Raw genomic sequence first — 20,817 nt, 5'->3', positions numbered from 1 at the left:
GTCATTTCACTCCCTCTTAAAAAGCGATTTTTGAATTGATGGCGATTTTCAACAGCTGTACATCTTGCTCTCTTTTACGATAAAGCTGCTGTGCTTCTCTATGAGTAATCTCTTCAAACTGTACTGCTTCTCCAGGTTTTTTCTGCGCTAAAATTGGCAGGTCTACGGAGGCAACCTGTCCTATTTTAGGATATCCGCCAATTGTTTGACGGTCAGCAAGCAAAACGATCGGCTGACCGTCAGCTGGAACTTGAATCGTACCGAATGCAACCGCTTCTGAAAGCAAATCAGTTGAGACCTTTCGTTCCAGCACAGGTCCATCCAGACGGTAACCCATCCTATCCGACTGAGTTGACAGCTTAAATGTCTCACTCCAGAAAAGCTTCTGACTGTCAGGTGAAAATTCATCATATTGCCGCCCTTTTAACACACGCACAGTTGATCGTTCATACTCCGTTTTTAAAAATACCTCAGAAATGGACCAAGGAACCGTTTTGAAACCAGTAGAAGCTGACGATTGTTTTTTAATTAAGTTAAGAATTTTCTGATTTATTAGCGATAGGCTATTAGTCGGCAGAATATCCTCTTTTTCAAGAGATCTCCCTTTAAATCCTCCGATTCCTGCTCGTATGTATGTGGACTTGCTATCCATCACGACCGGAACATCGAGCCCGCCCGCTACAGCAATTAACGCCCTGCAGCCTTTTTTACTGAATTTCATATTCAGAATACTTCCTTTTCCCACCAAAACAGGCCGCCATAAAGGCAGGGGCTTGTCATCCAGTAAGGCAGAAAAATCCGCACCGCACACAGCGATTAATGTTTCTTCTTCAAATCGAAGCGTAGGTCCGGTTAGCGTCACTTCGATCGCTGCCTCTTCTATGTCATTGCCGACAAGAAGATTGGCCACCTGAAGTGCAAATGGATCCATCACGCCATTTACTATAATGCCATAGCGCTGATATCCCTTTCTTCCTTCGTCTTGAATGGTTGAAAGAAGACCTGGCTCTAATACTCGTATCATTTGCCGTTCTCCTTCCAGTTATGAAATTCCTCTTCCGTAATCGCATAAAAGCGAATTTGATCACCTGCCTGCAGCAGTGTCGGAGCTTCTTCATTTTCAGGATTAAATAAAGCGAGTGGCGTTTGACCAATGATTTGCCAGCCGCCCGGTGTTTCGATCGGATAAATCCCTGTCTGCTCTCCAGCAATGCCCACTGACCCGGCTGGAATGGCAAGGCGGGGCTTATTTTTTCTCGGAGTAGCAATGTCTGTACTCATCCCACCCATATACGGGAAGCCTGGTGCGAAGCCAAGCATATAAACGGTATACTCACCATTTGTATGTATGTCAATTACTTCGTTAGGGGTTTTTCCATTATGCTTCGCAACTTCTTCTAAATCCGGTCCGGTGCTGCCACCGTAAAAAACAGGAATTTTTACTGTTCGAGGTGCCTCTACTTCGATTTCATTCAGCTCCTGCAATATATTGGTCAATTCAGTCGTGACAATATCATAAGGAAGATCATTTGGAGTTTGAAGATTTAGCATTTTGACATCATAATGAATGGCAATTGAAGCAAATGCAGGCACATATTCTATAAGCCATTTAGGTTGCTTATCATCAAGCAGTAAACCAATTTGTCTTATTTTCATATGGATCGCTCGATCAATTTTTTGAGGAAATTCAATCGCAACAGTTTGATCACTCAGTGGATGCAGTGTATAGTCCAAAGCTCTTCCTCCTTTTTATACAAAGTTCTGAATAATTATTATCATAGTATTGTAACTTATCCGTGATTAAATTATCAACAACGAATAAAAAGTTAGTTGTATAAAGTGCTTTCATTTCATCTTTTGTGTAATTATTCATTATTAAAAGGAAGGATCACACTAGAATATGCCTATAAACACCAAAAGCAGCAGAATAGCTTTGCTGCTTTTAATTTTTTTTCGCGTTTCTCATTAACCGCTTGATAAGTCCAGCCATCCAAAACCCAATTGCTCCGCCAAACGTATTCATTATTAGGTCATCTACGTTAAATCCACGCATCCAGATAAACCCAATATACGAAAGAATAAGCTGTAATGTTTCAATGAACAGACTAGACAAAAAGACGAGGATTACCGCTTTTTTCAGACGCTGAATTCGAAACAATATCGCTAAATACACACCTAATGGGAACAGCATAATGAGATTAAAAAAGGTCAGTCTAACTGTATTCAGTAAATGCCAGCTATAAATGGTCTGAAAGGTCAGCCATTCCTGTACAAAATAAAATGGGATCAGCTGAATTCTAAGCATTTCTTGCTCCTGCGGTGGTATCATAATGTATCCTAATGTGAGGTGAAGTACAACAGTGATGTAAAAGAGGAAGCTGTACTTTATTAATTTATATAGATCGTTTTTAGATCTATATTTTAAAAAATCATAGATTATATATCCTGAAAGAAAAGGAAGACCTATTAAAAAAACGTTAATAGTCAGAAACATGAATTGTTCTCCCCCCTTTACCAATTTTCTTTTAACGCCGATTTTCCATTCATATATCTCCTAAACGGGTGCACCCATTATGATTATGGTTAGAAAGGGACATTCTAATCTTTATACCCTCTCCCTGAAAACGAAACATGCATTTCCATATAGTAACAATTAACCATTTTGTGCAACTTTTGTGCAAACGCTTCCAATTAATTTTTTCCTCTTTTATAATATCTATTAACAAGGGAGGGATTGAAGTTGAAAATCAAGAGTTTGTTATCATGGTTAATCGTCGTTATTATGGTTCTATCTTCATTGTCTTTAGCGCAATCGATTGCACCTAAGCAAGCAGATGCAGCAAGCACTACATACACAACATTAGTGGTCCACTATCAGGAAAATCCTGCGGTAAACAAGCATTGGAATTTGTGGATATGGCCTGAAGGCGGCGAAGGTCAAGTCCAAGAATTCACAGAAAAAGATTCTTTTGGGAAGATCGCTACCGTTAATATAGACGGATCACATGACCGTTTTGGCTTTATCGTCCGAACAGACGCTTGGGAAAAGGATGGCGGTGATCGTTGGGCCGAAGTCAACGCTGGGGTTGCAGAGGTTTGGATTAAAGCTGGAGACGACACCGTCTATACCTCCCCTCCTGATGGCGAATACCGTGATTTTCCCACTTTTGAAGAGATTGATTTGACTGTTCATTATTTCCGCTATGATGGAGATTATGAAGGCTGGAATCTTTGGGTTTGGCCGGAAAACGGAGATGGCCAGCCAGTAGCGTTTACCGGTGAGGATCAATTTGGAAAAGTAGCACAGGTAACTTTGTCAGGTCTAAATTCAATAACACAATTGGGTATGATCGTTCGTAAAAGTGCAGGTGGAAATGACTGGGCTGATCGAGAATTCAATGATCGTTTTATCACAAAAATCAAGGAAGATGGAAGCGTGGAAATATGGCTTGTTCAAGGTGAAGAAGGCATTTACTATAATCCGAATCATATTGATCAGGCACCTCGCATCGTCCGAGCAGCCATTGATGAATTAAATGAAATCACCTTATCAACAAATTTCCCAATCGATACAACGTCTGCTGACCATGGCATCCTCTTAAGCGGTGGACTTGAGATCGAATCCATACACCCTTTTAAAGAAGGAGAAAGCGTTACAAATAAAGTTCGTATTGTGACAAAACAAGAGATTGATATTACGCAATTGTACACCATTCAAACAAGATTGTTTGGAGAAGCCACCGTGCAGGTCGGAAATGTAGTCCGAACAGAAGCGTTTGATCATCGTTACTTTTACGATGGAGATGATTTGGGCAACACCTACTCTCCTGCTCAAACAGACTTCCGGGTTTGGGCTCCGACGGCCAGTGAAGCAAAGCTTGTCATTTATGACACTTGGGACGCGCAAGCAGGAACAGAGCATGTCATGACACATGCTGAAAAAGGGACATGGACCGTCTCCTTACAGGGTGATCAAGAAGGAGTTCTCTACACTTACAAGGTAAAAATAGGAGATGAATGGAGAGAAGCGGTAGATCCTTACGTTCGTGCAGTCGCAGTGAACGGGGATAAAGGAGCCGTTATTGACCTGGATAAAACGGATCCAAAAGGCTGGAACAGTGAGAAAGGTAAAAAGAACAACTTTAAATTTTCTCCTAATGCTGAGGATGCCATTATTTATGAATTGCATGTGCGCGATCTTTCCATTCACCCTGAAAGCGGAATTGAAGAAAAAGGTAAATTCCTCGGGCTAACAGAGCTGAAAACGAAAGGTCCAGATAAAGAAAAAACGGGCTTGAGCCATATTAAAGATTTGGGAGTTACACACGTTCAGTTTCTGCCAATTTATGATTATCGAACTGTGGATGAAACCAATCTGGATGTTCCACAATTCAACTGGGGCTATGACCCGAAAAACTACAATGTCCCGGAAGGCTCTTATTCTACAGATCCTTATGAACCAACAGTTAGAATTAAGGAGCTAAAACAAATGATCCAAACACTCCATAGCCAAGATTTAGGTGTGATCATGGATGTCGTTTATAATCATGTATTTTCTGTTAATGAATCCAGCTTTCATCAGCTCGTTCCAGGCTATTATTTCCGCTACAACGAGGATGGAACGTTAGCGAATGGAACCGGAGTTGGGAATGACACTGCTTCTGAACGAAAAATGATGCAGAAATTCATTATTGATTCCGTTTCATTTTGGTCAGAGGAATACAAAATGAACGGATTCCGCTTTGATTTAATGGGCATCCATGATACGGATACCATGAATGCCGTACGTGATGCACTCGATGAGATCGACCCTTCAATCATTGTTCTAGGTGAGGGCTGGGATCTTAATACACCTCTTGATGCAGAACGAAAAGCAAATCAAAAAAATGCGGAGGATATGCCGGGTATCGGACACTTTAACGATAACCTTCGTGACGGTCTAAAAGGAAGCGTTTTTGATGAACTTGACCCTGGTTTTGTGAATGGCAAGCAAGGATTAGAAACACTCATCAAGCAAGGAATTGCGGGCGGACTTGATTACGATGACCAAATTGCCACCTACCGTAAGCCTGGACAGGTTATTCAATATGCGGAAGCACATGATAATCTCACGTTATGGGATAAATTAGAGAAAACAAATCCAGATGCAAGCATGGAAGATATAAAGAAAATGCATAAGCTTGCTTCATCCATTGTGCTGACATCACAAGGTGTCTCCTTCCTCCATGCCGGTCAGGAATTTATGCGTACAAAATACGGGGACCATAACAGCTACCAATCCCCTGATGAAATTAATCAGCTAGATTGGGAGCGCAGAGCAGAATTTGACGATGAAGTAGACTATATGAAGGGACTCATTGAGCTCCGCCAGCACTACGATAGTTTTAGAATGACAACGGCTGAAGATATACAGGAGCATTTGAATTTCATTGAAGCACCTGCCAATACAGTTGCCTACACATTAGAGGAAAAGAAAAACAGAACTCTATTTATTGTGCACAATGCAAACGCTGAGAGTGTGCAAATTAATCTGCCATATAAAGGGCCATGGAAGGTCCTTGTGAATGGAGAAGAAGCTGGCAAGAAAGTGATTAATACAGAAAAAGGGAAAAGCATCCAAGTAGACGGTATCAGTACAATGGTATTGGTGAAGGATGGGAAAACGAAAGGGTTTTAAGAGAGCTTATTATAAGAAGTTTTACCCAAGTCTAAATGTGTGTTCCAAACCAAGGGCCATTTTACGGATCCATTTCCAAACAAAAAGCTTGATTGGCTGTCGACAGTCAATCAAGCTTTTCCTATGTTACGACTGCTCATATTGCACTCGATGAAGATTCGCGAAAATTCCATTCCTTTGAAGAAGCTCTTCATGCGTGCCATCCTCTGCAATACCGTCTTCTGTCACGACGACGATACGATCAGCTTTACGAATGGTTGCCAAACGGTGGGCAATGACCAGCGTAGTCCTTCCTTTTGACAGCTCAGCAATGGCTGCTTGAATAATTGATTCTGTCTCCGTATCAAGCGCTGAAGTTGCTTCATCCAGGATTAAAATCGGAGGGTTCTTCAAAAACATGCGGGCAAGCGCGATTCTCTGTTTCTGTCCGCCAGACAGTTTCAATCCCCGTTCTCCTATTTGCGTCTCATATCCAAATGGAAGTGATTCAATAAGAGATTCCAGATTTGCTCGTCTAGCCGCTTCTACAATTTCTTCTTCTGTCGCGCCAAGCTTTCCATAAGCGATATTTTCACGCAATGTCCCTGTAAAAAGGAAAACATCCTGCTGTACAATCCCAATTTGCTGTCTCAAGGATTCCTTTGTCATATCACGAATATCTATGCCGTCAATCGAGATCGCCCCTTCTGATACATCATAAAAACGAGGAATGAGCGAGCAAATGGTCGTTTTTCCAGCTCCCGAGGGACCAACAAAAGCTACGGTTTCTCCGGGGCGAATGGACAGTGAAACATTTTGCAGGACATTTTTATACTCGTCATATCCAAATGTAACATGATCAAAACGAATATCGCCTTTAAGACTTGTCACTGCCACAGCCCCTTCACGGTCATGGATATCAGGATGCTGATCAAGCAGATCCGTAAAACGCTTGAAGCCAGCCATCCCTTTTGGATACATTTCAAGCAGTGCACTGATTTTATCGATTGGCTTAAACAGTACATTTATGTAAAGCACAAACCCTACAAGCTCTCCATATGTCAGCTCGCCGGAAAAACTTAGCCAAGCACCGTAAACAAGCACGGCCAAAACAATCAGTCGGGTCATCATGTAAATACCTGAAGAACTAAACGACATCACCTTATAGGCACGTATTTTCGAACGGCGAAATAGCTTGTTGTCACGAGTAAAGCGTTCAATTTCATAGTTTTCGTTCGTGAAGGATTGAACGACACGGACACCAGACACACTGTCTTCAACGCGTGCATTGACCTCCGCAATATTTCCGTACATTTCCTTCCATGCCTTATTCATTTTGATATTACAATAGGTAATGAGCCAGATCAGAAACGGAACGACGAAAATCGCAACCAGCGCTAGCTTGACATTAATTGTAAGCATAATCCAAAACGCACCGACAAACGTCATAATGGCAATAAATATATCCTCTGGACCATGATGAGCGAACTCCCCTATGTCGAATAAATCATTTGTAATCCGACTCATTACATGCCCGGTTTTCGTATTATCAAAAAATCGAAACGACTGCTTCTGTACATGCTGAAATAGCTGCTGGCGCATATCCGTCTCAATATTGATTCCAAGCTTGTGTCCCCAGTAATTCACAACATATTGGAGTGAAGTACTAAGCATGTATAGAGCTAGCAGCCCAATGCTCACCCACGTTACTGTCTGCCAGTCGCCCCGCGGAAGCAAATCATCAATAAACCACTGAACAGCAAGCGGAAAACCGAGCTCCAATATACCGACAACTACCGCACAGCCAAAATCGATTGCAAATAACCGGCGATGCGGTGAATAATAGACCATAAACCGTCGAAGCATATGTTTTCCTTCTTTCATCCAATTTTTTCATATAAAAATGAATGCTTTTATTTTACAGGAATGAACAGAAAATGGGAGAAAAATTATCGGTTCACGAAATAATTTTATTTAAACCCTTCTTTCCCCCGAATTTTGCAATTCCAAATGATAGGAGTGATAATGCCGGAAGTTCAACAAGCGGTCCAATGATCAATACTAAAGCGATTAACGGCTCGTCCGGAAATGCGGTCAGCGCCATGGCTAGTGCTACTGGCGAGTTTCTTGCAAGTGTCGTGAGATTTAAACTTGCTGTTTGAGCCGTAGATAGACGGGTCAGCCTTCCTACCACTCTTCCAATGATTAATATAAGAATAAAAAAGAGTAGAATTGGCAGCAGAAGTTGATACAATAACTCCTTATTTTCGATCAACAACGTACCTTGAAACGCAAACATCGCCATAATCGCCAGGCACAAAAAAATAATGGGAACCGTGTTTATTCTCTGAAATATTCTTACTCGCCTTTGTTCATCCTTCAATATAAATCTATTAATTATATAAGCCGTTAATAATGGCAGTAATAATACGAAGAACATACTCTCAGCAAACACTCTCATCTCTACTCCTCCAGTAACGCCGGTAAATAAATAAAGGTAAACGGGCATCAAAAGGATTTGTAAAATAAGATTTAAGGGCAACAGACTTGTCGATAGCGCAACATCACCTCGTGCAATTCCCGTAAAAATAATGTACCAATCCGTACAGGGTGTCACCATAAGCATGATAAACCCAATCCATAATGCAGGATGATCGGCTAAAAATAACGAAGCCAGCCCCCATGCCAGGATCGGTGTAACCACAAAATTAAGCATCACAGTCAGCCCTGTGAATTTGTTGTTGGCAAACGATTTTTTAATGGCATGTAACGGCATCTGTAAAAAAGTTGCAAGCAGCATGAGCATAAGGAAAGGCATAATCACCTCTTTCGCTTTTGAGGCAACGATCTCAACTTGACCAATCAATAGTCCCGCTCCAACTGCAAGTAAAATGAGCAGTGTGTACAGTTTTTCAAATAACCCCATTTTTCTCACCTTTTCTACAAAAATATCTAGTAATCATGTCATGTTTCTTTTTATTTTGCTACTATTCTCTTATTAATCAGGGTTTAACTTTGAGAAGATATGTGAATATAGATCTTAGAGATTATCAAGTACTATAGTCTTACTAAATATAACAAATTCTTAATGTTTAGACTCTGTTAAACTTGCCTGTTGATTTTCGCTTCAGGCGTTCGCTTTCCGCGGGCGGTCCGTCGCTCCTCGGCGCTATGCGCCTGTGGGGTCGCTTTCCCGCAGGAGTCTCACGTCTTACGCTCCAATCAACATAGTCTCAAATCCAACAATTATCTTTAACAAAACCAACATTTAACACCCTTACAAAACTAATATTGGAGGAATGGTAGATGGAAAGAAACCATACCATGATGCAATTTTTCGAATGGCATGTTAAAGCAGATGGAGATCACTGGAAACGTCTGAGAGATGCAGCACCTGAACTTAAAGAAAGAGGGATTGATTCCGTATGGCTTCCACCTGTTACAAAAGGTCAATCAGGTGATGATAACGGGTATGGTGTATATGATCTTTATGATCTTGGAGAATTTGATCAAAAAGGGACAATTCGCACGAAATATGGAACAAAGGACGAGCTGCTAGAAGCGATTAAAGCCTGCCACAATGTTGGGATCAATATTTTTATTGATGTCGTGATGAATCATAAAGCCGGTGCGGACGAAACCGAAGTTTTTCAAGTCGTCGAAGTGGATGCCGAAAATCGATTAGAGGATATTTCTGATCCTCATGACATAGAAGGCTGGACAAAATTTACCTTCCCAGGACGTGGAGACAAATATTCCTCTTTTAAATGGAGCTTCGAGCACTTTAATGGTACCGACTATGATGCAAAGGAAGAAAAGGACGGCTTTTTCCGAATTGTAGGTGACAATAAAGGATGGAATGAGAATGTTGATGACGAATTCGGTAATTATGATTATTTAATGTTTGCCAATATTGATTATAAACATCCTGAGGTTAAGAATGAAATGATCAACTGGGGAAAATGGCTCGCAGACGAGCTTAACTGCAACGGCTATCGATTAGATGCTATAAAACATATTGACCATGAATTTATTACGGAATTTGCTAAGCAAGTAAGAGAACATCGCGACGGAGAATTCTATTTTGTCGGTGAGTTTTGGAACCCGGAATTAGCCGTCTGTGAGGAGTTTCTTGCTGAGACGGATTATCAGGTTGACTTGTTTGACGTCCCTCTTCATTACAAGCTGCACGAGGCATCACAGGCTGGCGAAGATTTTGATTTATCAACCATTTTTGTTGACACACTTGTCAATTCACACCCGATGAATGCCGTTACTTTTGTTGACAATCATGATTCACAGCCAAACGAGTCACTTGAGTCATGGGTTGAAGATTGGTTTAAACAAAGTGCTTATGCACTAGTCCTGCTTCGCAAGGATGGCTACCCTGTTGTCTTTTACGGAGACTACTACGGCATTGGTGGTGAAGAGCCGGTCGAAAGTAAAAAAGAAGCCATCGCTCCGCTCCTATACGCCCGCAACAATAAAGCTTACGGCGATCAGGATGATTACTTTGATCACCCAAATACAATTGGCTGGGTACGTTTTGGCGTGGAAGAAATCGAGCGCTCAGGCTGTGCTGTCGTGATCTCTAATGGAAACGAAGGAGAAAAGCGTATGTATGTTGGGAAAGAACGTGCTGGTGAGGAATGGCTCGACATGACCAACTCAAGAGAAGATAAAATTACCATTGATGACGATGGCTTTGCGACGTTTACGGTTAATGCAAAAAGTGTTTCCGTTTGGGCTTTGCCTGATGAAATGTGATATCTTAAGGGAGTGCCGTTTTATTTGGTGCTCTCTTTCTTTTTGTATAGAAAGAACCCACAATAATAAACTCTGCATTTTTAAGTAAAATGCTTTGCACAAAGTGTCTCTTGATTTCGGTTACAGGCGCTCGTTTCGCAGTTCGATCGGTAAACCTGCACCAACAAAACCAATTTTATTAACAAATGACGAAGCAAACTCTCAACCTTTACGTAAAATAGAGATTTTATGAAAATTGTTTTTTCTAAAGAAGAAACATAATAATTTGTTAACTTCTTATACCCTGTCTCCAGGACTATAACTATCAAACTTTATTTATTAGTAGTGTTTAATACAGAAGAAAAAAAAGGAAAAAACAAGTGCCAGCAAAAGGAGCGTACCTTCACGACACCTTTTGACACCACCTGTTTTGCTTTGTGTAAAGCTTTTGACCGTTTCGCTGAAGTCGGATTCATCACTGTCTATTATTATGAATAAAAAATTTTATATCAGCTCTTTACTTTGAGTCTTACGAGACCAAACAACTACTGGGATTAGTAACAGTGACAGTACAGCTCCAGAAAGTGATAAGACAGCATAACTAGAATGAGCGACTACCATTCCCGATAATACACCGCCTGATGCACCTGATAATGCAAGCAAGACATCAACCGAACCCTGTGTTTTTGCACGAACACTTGGGTGTGCTGCATCTACAATGAGAGCTGTTCCGCTTATTAAGCCAAAGTTCCAGCCAATACCAAGCAGTACTAGCGCGCAGATAAGCAGTATTATTGAATCTGCTGGCGCAAAAGCTGCCAGTATACCTGATGCCAAAAGAGTGAAACCAGAGAAAACTGTCATCACCGTGCGACCCACTTTATCTACCAGTAGACCTGTTATTAACGAGGGTAAGTACATTGCACCTATATGAAAACCTATGACTAGCCCCACTTCTCTTAAACTATGGCCATGCTGTTCCATATGAACAGGGGTCATGGTCATAATGGCAACCATGACAAATTGAGTCAATACCATAACTGTAGTGCCTACCATAACGACTTTTTTGTTTATAGCATTTTTTTTTAATTTTGATTCTTCTTGTATTGTTCCATCTTTCTCCTTGGCATTAGCTATAGCTTTAGAAACAACTAAAGGGTCTGGACGAAGAAAAATTAAGAGAACCAATCCAGCAAGAATAAAAGCGACTGCTGCTAAGATAAAAGGACCTGCCAAAGTCGGCACACCAATAGAACGCGCAAATTCTCCCATCACACCGACCAAGTTTGGACCCGCTACTGCACCAAAGGTAGTAGAAACCATGGCCATGCTCACAGCAGTTGCCCTCTGTTTAGCTGTCGCCAGATCTGTACCCGCGTATCGCGCTTGCAGATTTGCAGCGGTACCAGCTCCATAAATAAGCAGGGAAGCGAATAAAAGTAGGACGCTGTTCATTAAGGCCGCGATGATAACGCCGATCGCACCCAGTCCACCAGCAAGAAAACCAGATGCAAGTCCTGCTCTGCGTCCAAAACGCTGGGAAAGCCGGCCCACGATCAGTGCAGCCCCCGCTGATCCTAATGTGAGTAAGGCAACTGGAATTCCTGCTCCACTTTCCGTTCCTAGCATATATTGTGCGAGAAGTGCGCCTACCGTTATACCAGCTGCAAGTCCTGCTCCCCCAAAGATTTGTGAAAGCATCACAATTCTTAATGTTTTTTTATAAAGCTGCTTTTGTTTTTCTGGCGAATCAATATAGCCTTGCACCCAAACAGGCTGCTGTTTTAACTGACTTGTATCTCCTGTTTTATTGATCATCAACGGCACTTCCTAAAAAATATATTTTGAATTTCATATTTTAATTGAACCAACCTAGCAAGTTTTTAAAAGCGTCCAAGATGGTAAATGCTCTGTCAAAATATAGATTATGAATAAAAGGTATTTGTATGATGGATGTGTATAAAAATGTTAGATTTAGTGGTTCTTCTATGAAAGAATATAATCGAATGGATCCGCAAAAATATCTTTAGGAATTCCTAGTCGATTAGCTTCTTTCTTTGCTGACATATAGCCTAATCCAATTCATGTAACAATAATAAGTCTGCCCAGCTACATAAAAAAATCAGGTCAAGCCCTTGAATCGAAGTTAGCATATTTTCCCTTATTTTACTACAATTTTAATGTTGCTTTCATACGAACGGCTGTTAATACCCCTGCAGACAGTGGTAATAATGCAACGAACCGAATCTCCCAACCGACATTCAAAACGTCCCATATCACCCTGCAATTAAAGCACCAAAAGCTTACCCACTATCACGCCAGAAACGATAGACACCCCCCGATGTTGCTCTCCAATCTGGATGAGCCACATCACTAACAGAGGCTATCCTGCTTAAAATAGAAAAAGGTAATCACAGGAATATCAAATGATAAGAATTCTTCTGTAGTACCTTAAAAAGCCGATCCTGAATGATAGGATATCGGCCGTCTTATGATTAATTTTTTTAGTCATTTTTATTTTATGGATCTCTTAATAACCCTCTTCTATAACGTCTCCAGCTTCTTGATTCAAGATCCCTTCCTGTCTTGGACGCCTCCCTTTACTTGAAGCCGGATCCGTACTTACCAGTAACACTTTTTTCCCTTTATCTGCAGGAGCTACAGCTGTTGCACATGCTGACGTTGTTTTTCCTATACCGCCATTTCCCGTGAAAATAGATAAGGCGTAATTTGGAACAATCGGGGATTAAAACGCTGCATGATGCTGTCCCTCCTGCTTATTTAAACTCAGCATTCGTTGGATACTCGCCAATCTTAGCTACTTCTCCGTTCACCATGACGAGAGGTAAAGCCTCTGTTCCTTTTTCGTGAAGAAGTTGATTGACTGTTTTGTTTTTAACGAACATGCCCGGTTCGGTCCCGAGATTATATCGTTTAATATCTAACCCTTTTTTCTCGATGAAAAATACAGATGAAGCAACTCTTGTTAATTCCGGATCAACGCTTGGTCCACATACACCCGTTGGACAACATAATGCAGGATCAAAAATTTCTACCTTCGTCACGTATGCCCTTTCCTTTAAACTAAATCATTATATACTTATATACTTATTATAATAATAGTCGAGAGATGTTTCTCTCGACTATTATGTGCTTGTTACTCTCCTGTTTCAGCAAAGCGTTTAATACGCTCACCAATCTCATCACGAACGCGTTGGAAGACAGCCCATTTTTCTTCTTCTGTTCCTTCAGCTTTTGCCGGATCATCAAATCCCCAGTGATCACGTTTTACGTGAGGCGGTGTCATCGGACACTTGTCAGCAGCATCTCCACAAAGGGTCACAACGAAATCTGCATTGTTTAATATTTCTGTGTCAATAATATCTGACGTTTGATTTGAAATATCAATGCCAATCTCATTCATTGCTTTAACCGCATTTGGGTTTAAGCCGTGTGCTTCAATTCCGGCACTAAGAATTTGCCAGTCGTCACCAAGAATTTCTTTTCCCCATCCTTCCGCCATTTGACTGCGGCATGAGTTACCAGTACATAAGAAATATAATGTTTTTTTAGACATGATGTAAAACTCCTTTTCGTGTTTGAATGAATGATTTTAAATAAGCAATAACCATAAGTACAATCCTATAAGTGTAATAATCAGCGTAGGGACCGTTAAAATAATACCGATTTTAAAATAAGTACCCCAAGAAATCTTTACACCTTTTTGAGATAAAACGTGCAGCCATAGCAGTGTTGCAAGCGAACCAATTGGTGTAATTTTCGGTCCTAAGTCAGATCCAATGATATTTGCATAAATTAATGCCTCTCGAATTGTACCTGAGGTTTCTGTATCCGCAATGGCTAAAGCATTAATCATGACGGTAGGCATATTGTTCATGACGGAAGATAGAATGGCTGCAATAAAGCCCATTGAAATCGTTCCAACAAATAACCCTTGGTCTGCTGTAAATTGAATCACATCAGCCAATATACCTGTCAAACCAACGTTTCGTAATCCGTAAACGACCACGTACATCCCAATCGAGAAGAAAACGATGGCCCAAGGCGCCCCTTTTAATACTTGTTTCGTGTGAACAGCTGAGCTTCTTTGCGCCATTAGTAAAAAGAAAATGGCGATAATACTAGCTACAATGGATACCGGAATTCCAATGAACTCACTCGAGAAATAGCCGATCAGAAGCGCTGCAAGAACGATCCATGATAACCGAAACATTTTTTCATCTTTTATCGCATTACGAGGCAGCTTTAAATCCGAAACTTCATAATTTTTTGGAATGTCTTTACGGAAAAATAAAAATAATACTAAAATACTTGCGCCCAGTGAAAAGAAATTCGGTACAATCATTCGAGATGCATATTCAGCAAACCCAATACCGAAAAAGTCAGCTGACACAATGTTTACTAAGTTACTGACTACTAAGGGTAACGAAGTTGTATCAGCGATAAACCCACTCGCAATGATAAAAGGAAAAATCATTTTTTCTTCAAAATTCAAGTTTCGAACCATGGCCAGTACGATTGGCGTTAAGATCAGTGCAGCCCCATCATTTGCAAAAAAGGCTGCCACTATTGCCCCCAAGATACTTACATACACAAACATGCGTAACCCGTTTCCTTTAGCTGCTCTTGCCATATGAAGGGCAGACCATTCAAAGAATCCAATTTCATCTAATATCAAAGAAATAATGATAATAGCGATGAACGCGAGTGTCGCATTCCATACAATTCCTGTAACGTCTATTACATCCTGAAAATCAACCACACCGACTAACAACGCAAGTATTGCACCGCCAATTGCAGACCATCCAATGGATAAGTTTTTAGGCTGCCAAATAACGAAAATCAGTGTGACAAGGAAAATCAAGAATGCTAATACTCCTGATGTCATCTAATCCCCTCACTATTCACAAATAATTCTTAATCCCTGCTTCTCTAACTCAATAATTCGTTCATCCTGATTAGGAATGAACGCTAGAATTTGCTGTACCAATTCATACACATCACTGTTCTGATTTAAAGAATAAAAAATCCATTGTCCTTTTCGAGTCTCTCTTACCAAACCAACATCTTTTAGCTTGCGAAGATGCTGACTAATAGCGGATTGACTTATTTTAAATATTTCAACAAACTCACAAACACAGCATTCGTTTTTTTGTAAAAGCTTCATCATGGATAATCTTGTTTTATCCCCTAACAGCTTCAGAACCATGCCAGCTTTATCAAGTTCAACTTGAGTGGATTTCACTGTCATCTGTTATCTCACCTCGATTTGATGATATCGTAAAACTTTATTATTATTTGCTTATATACTTATCAACGTCAAATACCATATCATTATATACTTATATGGTCAACTGCTTAAACATCTTAAATTAAGTTGTTATTGTCACAACGCAAAAACCGTGCCAACCCATTCCTTCGCTTTCCGCGGACGAACGTTCGAGCCTCCTCGTGCAGAAGACCGCTGCACTGCTGGGTCTCTCTCGAACGTTTTTCCGAGGGAGTATTCGGAATGGTCCGGCACTTTATTTCCATCCTCTTCACGACTATTCAATAGAAAAATCAGGAGACAATTATCTTACTTAAGTTTGAAATTCAACACTCTGAAAAAAGACATCCTCTCAAAAAAAAGAGGATGTCTTTTCCTTATCAATCTACAAAATAAGCGTAATATAAGCACTTCACTGCCTGATCAACTGTTGCACCGTCTACACCAAACATCATGCTTACTTCAGATGATCCTTGGTTAATCATTTTAATGTTGGCTCCGGATTTTGCAAGTGCCTGTGTTGCTTTAGAGGCAATCCCCACCGTGTGCTTCATGCCTTCACCAACAACCATAATCATCGCTAAATCACGCTCAATATACACATCATCCACTAATAGCTCCTGACGAATCCGGTCAAGAACTCTCTCTTCCTTCCCATTGTATAGCTGGTGGGATCTTACAATGATTGACATATTATCGATTCCAGAAGGAGTGTGTTCATAAGAAATATGCTCGTCTTCCAAAATCTCCAAAAGACGCCGCCCAAATCCGAGCTCCCGGTTCATTAAATACTTTGTAATATTGACACTGCAAAATCCGTTATCACTGGCAATTCCTACAACAGGCTGATCATTTATTTGACGTTCCAGCACAATGCGTGTACCTGGAGCTTCAGGATGATTGGTATTTTTCACACAAACAGGAATACCTTTTTGAAAAACAGGCTGTAAGGCTTCATCATGAAAAACGGAGAACCCTGAATAAGAAAGCTCGCGCATTTCACGGTATGTCAGCTCCTTCAGCTCATGCGGCTTGTCTACCAATGTTGGATTGACGCAATAAATAGAATCTACATCCGTAAAGTTTTCATACTCAGTGGCATCCAGTCCCGCTGCAATGATGGATCCGGTAATATCCGAGCCGCCGCGAGGAAACGTCACAATATGCCCCTGGTGGGAATAGCCGAAGAATCCTGGAATCACTAATAGGCCATCCCTTTCACGCAATTTAGCAATGTTTTCGTATGCTTCAGGCAAAATTTGTGCATTTCCTGGCTCGTCTGTCACAAGCATACCTGCTTCCTTTGGAGATATATAGGCTGCCTTGTGACCAAGGGCATTGAAATACGCTGTCATCACTTTCGCATTGTTATTTTCACCACTCGCCTTTAAGGCATCCAATAAACGCTCGTAATCCCGCCTGTATAGGGAGATGGATTCTTTTATATTCCCTTCAATTTCAGTAAGAAGCTGGCGATCTAATGAAAGCTCCTCAATAACTTCTTTATATCGATTCAGGACCGCTGTCAGCGCATCCTGATCATAGCCATTCTCATTCACACTATTTGCAAGCGTGATAAGCAAGTCTGTTGTTTTGATGTCTTCTTTAAATCGTTTACCCGGCGCTGAAACGATTACAGCCTTTCTCTCAGGATCCGCCAAAACGATTTTTGCTACCTTTTCAAATTGTGTGGCACTTGCCACTGAACTGCCGCCAAACTTTACTACTTTCATACCATTAAACTCCCTTTCACTGCTGAGTGTCCGTACACAGAAAACAAATGTATTTATGAGAAAGAATTTTAATGACTAGTATACTAGAGTAATGAGTCCCTGTCATCCTCTCAACACTAATTTTCTTAATAGTTACTCAACAATTTACCAGAAAATTATATAAAATCAAACACATTTTAAATATTCCATTAGATTTAAAGATTTTTTTTCAAAAATGCGGGTAAAGAACATTATCAATACAAAAGGTGGCGATTTTAATGGGAAAAGTATTATTAACGGGGGCTGCTGGCGGGCTTGGAACCATTTTAACTAAGGCGCTGTCCGACCAGTTCGATTTAGTCTTAACAAACCGGAGTAAGAATGAGGAACTACCAGAAAATATTCCATTTATTGAAGCAGATTTAAATGATTTTGACGCTATTTTAAACATCATGGAGGAGTATGATATTGAGACGGTGCTCCACTTTGGCGGCTTACCAGTTGAACATGAATTTGAAGAAATTCTCGATGCCAATATTCGCGGAACTTATCATATATATGAAGCAGCAAGACGCACAGGTGTTAAACGAGTCGTTTATGCGAGCAGTATTCACGCGGTAGGTTTTCTTAAAGCCACAGATCGACCGTATGATATTCATTCAGAAACAAGACCTGATACGTTCTATGGATTAAGTAAGGTGTACGGTGAAAATCTTGGAAAGCTTTATGCAGATAAATTCGGTCTTGAAGTGATCAATGTACGTATTTGTGATGCGGAAGAAAAGCCTACTTCACGAGGCCAATTATATAATTGGCTGAGCTACAATGATCTGATTCAGCTCTTTCAAAAATCAATCACAGCAACAATTGACTCGGTTGTAACGATATACGGAATTTCAAACAATACTCGGTCGTTTTTTACAGTTGAGCCTGACAATCCTTTAGGCTATGCTCCCCAGGATAATGCAGAGGATTATGAAAAAGAAATCCCCGACGAGTTCGATCACGAAAATGATCGATTATACGTCGGAGGTCATGATTTTGTTAAAAAAGATGCCGTGGGTTAACGCGAAATCAGCTTAATGCAGATACCAGCAGGATCGGTAACAAAAAAGGCGCCGTCATGCTCATTTACTTCGTATTTTGCCTGACGCAATATCTCTACACGGGTAGCAAGCTCCTGTCCATCCGGAAGAACAATCGTGTACACTTTCAGTCCTGTTGCATGAGCAGATGCGGCAGGAGCCCCTATACCCGCCCAAATGTTTAAACCGATATGGTGGTGGTAGCCACCCGCCGCAATAAATAAAGCCCGGAACGATGGATAGTCTCCCACCGGTTCGAAGCCCAAGAGATGGCAATAAAACTCTCTTGCAGATTCGAGATCCTTTGTATGAAGGTGAATATGTCCGATCGTTGTCCCTTCAGGAAGCCCCTGCCACTCTTCTTCTCCAGCTTCTGCAAGTAAATCTTCAATGTTTAAAGGATCTGTTGCCATTACGTAGTTTCCGCTTTGATCTTTTTCCCATCCACTTTTTGGACGATCACGATAAATCTCGATTCCGTTGCCATCTGGGTCCGATAAGTAAAGCGCTTCACTCACTAAATGATCACTCTGCCCAATGCGAATCCCCCGCTTGCTCAAATGACGGAGCGCCAAGCTAAGTGACTTTCGATCAGGCAGCAAAATCGCATAATGATACAGACCAGCAGTAGATCTTGGCGGTAATATGATGGCATCTGGATGCTCTTCAAGCTCAATCAGCACCGTTTTTCCATCTGCAGTTAGTGCAGCATGCCCTTCTGACTGCTCAAGCACCTCAAAGCCAATCACTTCCTTGTAAAAGGTAATGGATCTTGCTAAGTTTTTAATTATTAACGTGACGGTTCCAAGTTCGGTTTGTGGATGAATTACCTGTGTCATTTTATTCCTCCTCGATCTGGAAGATTCTCAAAAACAATTGAACTTCTCATAAATGTAATCCAACGCTAATGGTTTGATCAGGGAATCATTCAGCTTCATTTACGATCACGATCGTTCAAGATGATTTTTTTCAACCATTTTTCAGAATGCAAACAATATCGTTCCGAGCCAAAATAAAAAGCGTTCCCCCACTATAAGGAACACCTCATTTTGTTTCCTCTTTGCATAAAAGCCTTCTTTTATTGAACAGTCAAATAGAACGACGAGCCATCTTCTGCGTACTCTCCTTTAATCTCACCGATCTCATCAATAAAGAGCATTCCATGATGGAAGACCGGCTTCCATTTTAAATTCACATGGAGCTCCTTCACATCTAGCATATTATTGTCAAACCGCACTAACGCAGGCTGATGAATTAAATAGTCTTTACCGTTAATGCTGATTTCAATGAAGTATTGATGTAAAACTTGATCCTCTATGCAAATCATATTTATCGGATCAAAAAAAGTGGCGCGCATATTGCCTTCTATGATTAATTGAAAACTTCCATTCTGATAAAACTCTGCAAATTTTTTATGTTTTTCAAGTTTTCCTGCTTCATAAATCAGTTCTGCTTCCGGCAAAATTGATAAATCCAACCCAATTACTTCTTTAACTTCAAGTCCAATTGCCTGCATAAAAAAATCGCTTAATGAATGATGTGAGTGCATAAATGCCACCTCCCACCCTGGGGCCATTTCCTCAAGAATCAGACATAAAAAAAGCCCCGAGCTATAGCAACTTCTACGGTGATGCAGGTTCAACCCTGAATAATCAAAAAAAGCCTCGCGATAAGGCTTTAACACCTCGAGAAGAGGACTGCTGCTAACCTGTTGATACGCCTTTACCTCCGCAAACCATGCTGGTCCTTCAAATGTCTCAACGAAAAACTCATATTCAATAACATCATCTAACAGGCCCTTTCTCTGCTCACGATAGCTCAAAAATGTTTGCAGGAGTTCACGTTTCTTGTTGGGGTCTTTTTCCATATAGGCATTATAGAGATTGGACCTTTCCTTCAATCGCAAATTTATATTTTTGAGACAAAGCGGATAGCGCACACCTTGTAGTTCATCTGGGAATCTCTTATCATTCATCATTGATTGATAGCCATGGAACAGCTCATGAACTAATATTGAATAAATATGATTCGGGCAATCATATTTATCAACATTTACAATTGCAGTTGGATAATCTTTATACAGGATCAACGTATCTCCTACAAATTGCTTCTCCCTGTCAAATGAGTAAAAGCTTTCCTGATCTGAAACAATCATTGGATGATTAAATAGATACGCCTTCTCCTCATTGTACAAACAAAAGGCAACCGGTTTAAAACCAGGCCAGATCAACTGCCATTCCGTTTGATCTATTCTTTTTAAAACCTCATTGCATGTTTCAAGGATCGTCACGACTAAGTCACCACCTTTTCTAGTTAATTAATTGGCTT

The 20,817-nt window shown here is 40.7% G+C and carries 16 protein-coding genes and 3 pseudogenes; 3 read left to right on the top strand and 16 right to left on the bottom strand.

Annotated elements, in window-relative coordinates:
• Positions 1-16 precede the first annotated feature (16 nt).
• From KP78_RS04425 to KP78_RS18970, 3 genes are all read right to left on the bottom strand, one after another.
• The gene (locus KP78_RS04425; RefSeq protein ID WP_041086643.1) at positions 17-1,024 is read right to left on the bottom strand and encodes a 5-oxoprolinase subunit C family protein; all 1,008 of its coding nucleotides are present in this window, start codon (positions 1,022-1,024) and stop codon (positions 17-19) included.
• Positions 1,021-1,734 carry a 5-oxoprolinase subunit PxpB gene (gene pxpB / locus KP78_RS04420; RefSeq protein ID WP_041086641.1) on the bottom strand — a complete coding sequence of 238 codons (714 nt, stop codon included), beginning with the start codon at positions 1,732-1,734 and terminating at the stop codon, positions 1,021-1,023. The genes KP78_RS04425 and pxpB overlap by 4 nt, the downstream gene beginning before the upstream one ends.
• A 208-nt stretch (positions 1,735-1,942) precedes the next feature.
• Positions 1,943-2,494 carry a VanZ family protein gene (locus tag KP78_RS18970; protein ID WP_084219713.1) on the bottom strand — a complete coding sequence of 184 codons (552 nt, stop codon included), beginning with the start codon at positions 2,492-2,494 and terminating at the stop codon, positions 1,943-1,945.
• Positions 2,495-2,782: 288 nt separating this feature from the next.
• Between KP78_RS18970 and pulA the strand changes: the two genes are divergently transcribed.
• Positions 2,783-5,677 carry a type I pullulanase gene (pulA, locus tag KP78_RS04410; protein WP_052474667.1) on the top strand — a complete coding sequence of 965 codons (2,895 nt, stop codon included), beginning with the start codon at positions 2,783-2,785 and terminating at the stop codon, positions 5,675-5,677.
• Positions 5,678-5,803: 126 nt separating this feature from the next.
• On the opposite strand, the gene KP78_RS04405 is transcribed toward pulA, so the two are convergent.
• Positions 5,804-7,522 (bottom strand): ABC transporter ATP-binding protein, encoded by a 1,719-nt coding sequence (locus tag KP78_RS04405; RefSeq protein WP_041086637.1) that lies wholly within the window; start codon positions 7,520-7,522, stop codon positions 5,804-5,806.
• A 91-nt stretch (positions 7,523-7,613) separates the two neighbouring features.
• Entirely contained in the window at positions 7,614-8,582 is a 969-nt protein-coding gene (locus KP78_RS04400; RefSeq protein WP_052474561.1) for an arsenic resistance protein, read from the bottom strand.
• A gap of 380 nt (positions 8,583-8,962) precedes the next feature.
• On the opposite strand from KP78_RS04400, the gene KP78_RS04395 reads away from it, so the two are divergent.
• On the top strand, positions 8,963-10,423 hold the full coding sequence (locus KP78_RS04395) for an alpha-amylase (protein WP_041086635.1): 1,461 nt from the start codon (positions 8,963-8,965) through the stop codon (positions 10,421-10,423).
• Positions 10,424-10,906: 483 nt separating this feature from the next.
• On the opposite strand, the gene KP78_RS04390 is transcribed toward KP78_RS04395, so the two are convergent.
• The 9 genes and pseudogenes from KP78_RS04390 to KP78_RS04365 form a co-directional block, all read right to left on the bottom strand.
• The gene (locus tag KP78_RS04390) at positions 10,907-12,220 is read right to left on the bottom strand and encodes an MFS transporter (RefSeq protein WP_052474559.1); all 1,314 of its coding nucleotides are present in this window, start codon (positions 12,218-12,220) and stop codon (positions 10,907-10,909) included.
• Between the two features lie 351 nt (positions 12,221-12,571).
• Positions 12,572-12,786, bottom strand: a pseudogene (locus tag KP78_RS21160) (MFS transporter); the annotation flags it as partial.
• A gap of 218 nt (positions 12,787-13,004) precedes the next feature.
• Positions 13,005-13,162, bottom strand: a pseudogene (locus KP78_RS18965) (ArsA-related P-loop ATPase); the annotation flags it as partial.
• A gap of 26 nt (positions 13,163-13,188) precedes the next feature.
• A pseudogene (gene arsD, locus KP78_RS04385) lies at positions 13,189-13,467 on the bottom strand (arsenite efflux transporter metallochaperone ArsD); the annotation flags it as partial.
• Positions 13,468-13,559: 92 nt separating this feature from the next.
• Positions 13,560-13,979: an arsenate reductase (thioredoxin) gene (gene arsC, locus KP78_RS04380; RefSeq protein ID WP_041086632.1), complete on the bottom strand. Its 420-nt coding sequence runs from the start codon at positions 13,977-13,979 to the stop codon at positions 13,560-13,562.
• A gap of 36 nt (positions 13,980-14,015) precedes the next feature.
• Positions 14,016-15,311 carry an arsenic transporter gene (locus tag KP78_RS04375; protein ID WP_041086630.1) on the bottom strand — a complete coding sequence of 432 codons (1,296 nt, stop codon included), beginning with the start codon at positions 15,309-15,311 and terminating at the stop codon, positions 14,016-14,018.
• A gap of 12 nt (positions 15,312-15,323) precedes the next feature.
• The gene (locus KP78_RS04370) at positions 15,324-15,674 is read right to left on the bottom strand and encodes an ArsR/SmtB family transcription factor (RefSeq protein ID WP_041086629.1); all 351 of its coding nucleotides are present in this window, start codon (positions 15,672-15,674) and stop codon (positions 15,324-15,326) included.
• A gap of 135 nt (positions 15,675-15,809) precedes the next feature.
• Positions 15,810-15,947, bottom strand: coding sequence for a hypothetical protein (locus KP78_RS19915; protein ID WP_162835571.1), 138 nt, complete (start codon positions 15,945-15,947; stop codon positions 15,810-15,812).
• 125 nt (positions 15,948-16,072) lie between these two features.
• Complete coding sequence (locus KP78_RS04365) at positions 16,073-17,425, bottom strand: aspartate kinase (RefSeq protein WP_041086627.1); 1,353 nt, start codon at positions 17,423-17,425, stop codon at positions 16,073-16,075.
• A gap of 257 nt (positions 17,426-17,682) precedes the next feature.
• Here KP78_RS04365 and KP78_RS04360 point away from each other — a divergent pair, with 257 nt between their 5' ends.
• Complete coding sequence (locus tag KP78_RS04360; protein ID WP_052474557.1) at positions 17,683-18,471, top strand: NAD-dependent epimerase/dehydratase family protein; 789 nt, start codon at positions 17,683-17,685, stop codon at positions 18,469-18,471.
• Here KP78_RS04360 and KP78_RS04355 read toward each other — a convergent pair.
• Entirely contained in the window at positions 18,468-19,328 is an 861-nt protein-coding gene (locus KP78_RS04355) for a VOC family protein (RefSeq protein WP_041086625.1), read from the bottom strand. The genes KP78_RS04360 and KP78_RS04355 overlap by 4 nt on opposite strands.
• Positions 19,329-19,567: 239 nt before the next feature.
• Entirely contained in the window at positions 19,568-20,779 is a 1,212-nt protein-coding gene (locus tag KP78_RS04350; protein ID WP_041086623.1) for a hypothetical protein, read from the bottom strand.
• Positions 20,780-20,817: the final 38 nt, after the last annotated feature.

Source organism: Jeotgalibacillus soli, assembly GCF_000829435.1.
Lineage (GTDB): Bacteria > Bacillota > Bacilli > Bacillales > Jeotgalibacillaceae > Jeotgalibacillus > Jeotgalibacillus soli.
The sequence above is the reverse complement of the archived record's forward strand: the minus strand, read 5'-3'. Positions and strand labels throughout refer to the sequence as shown.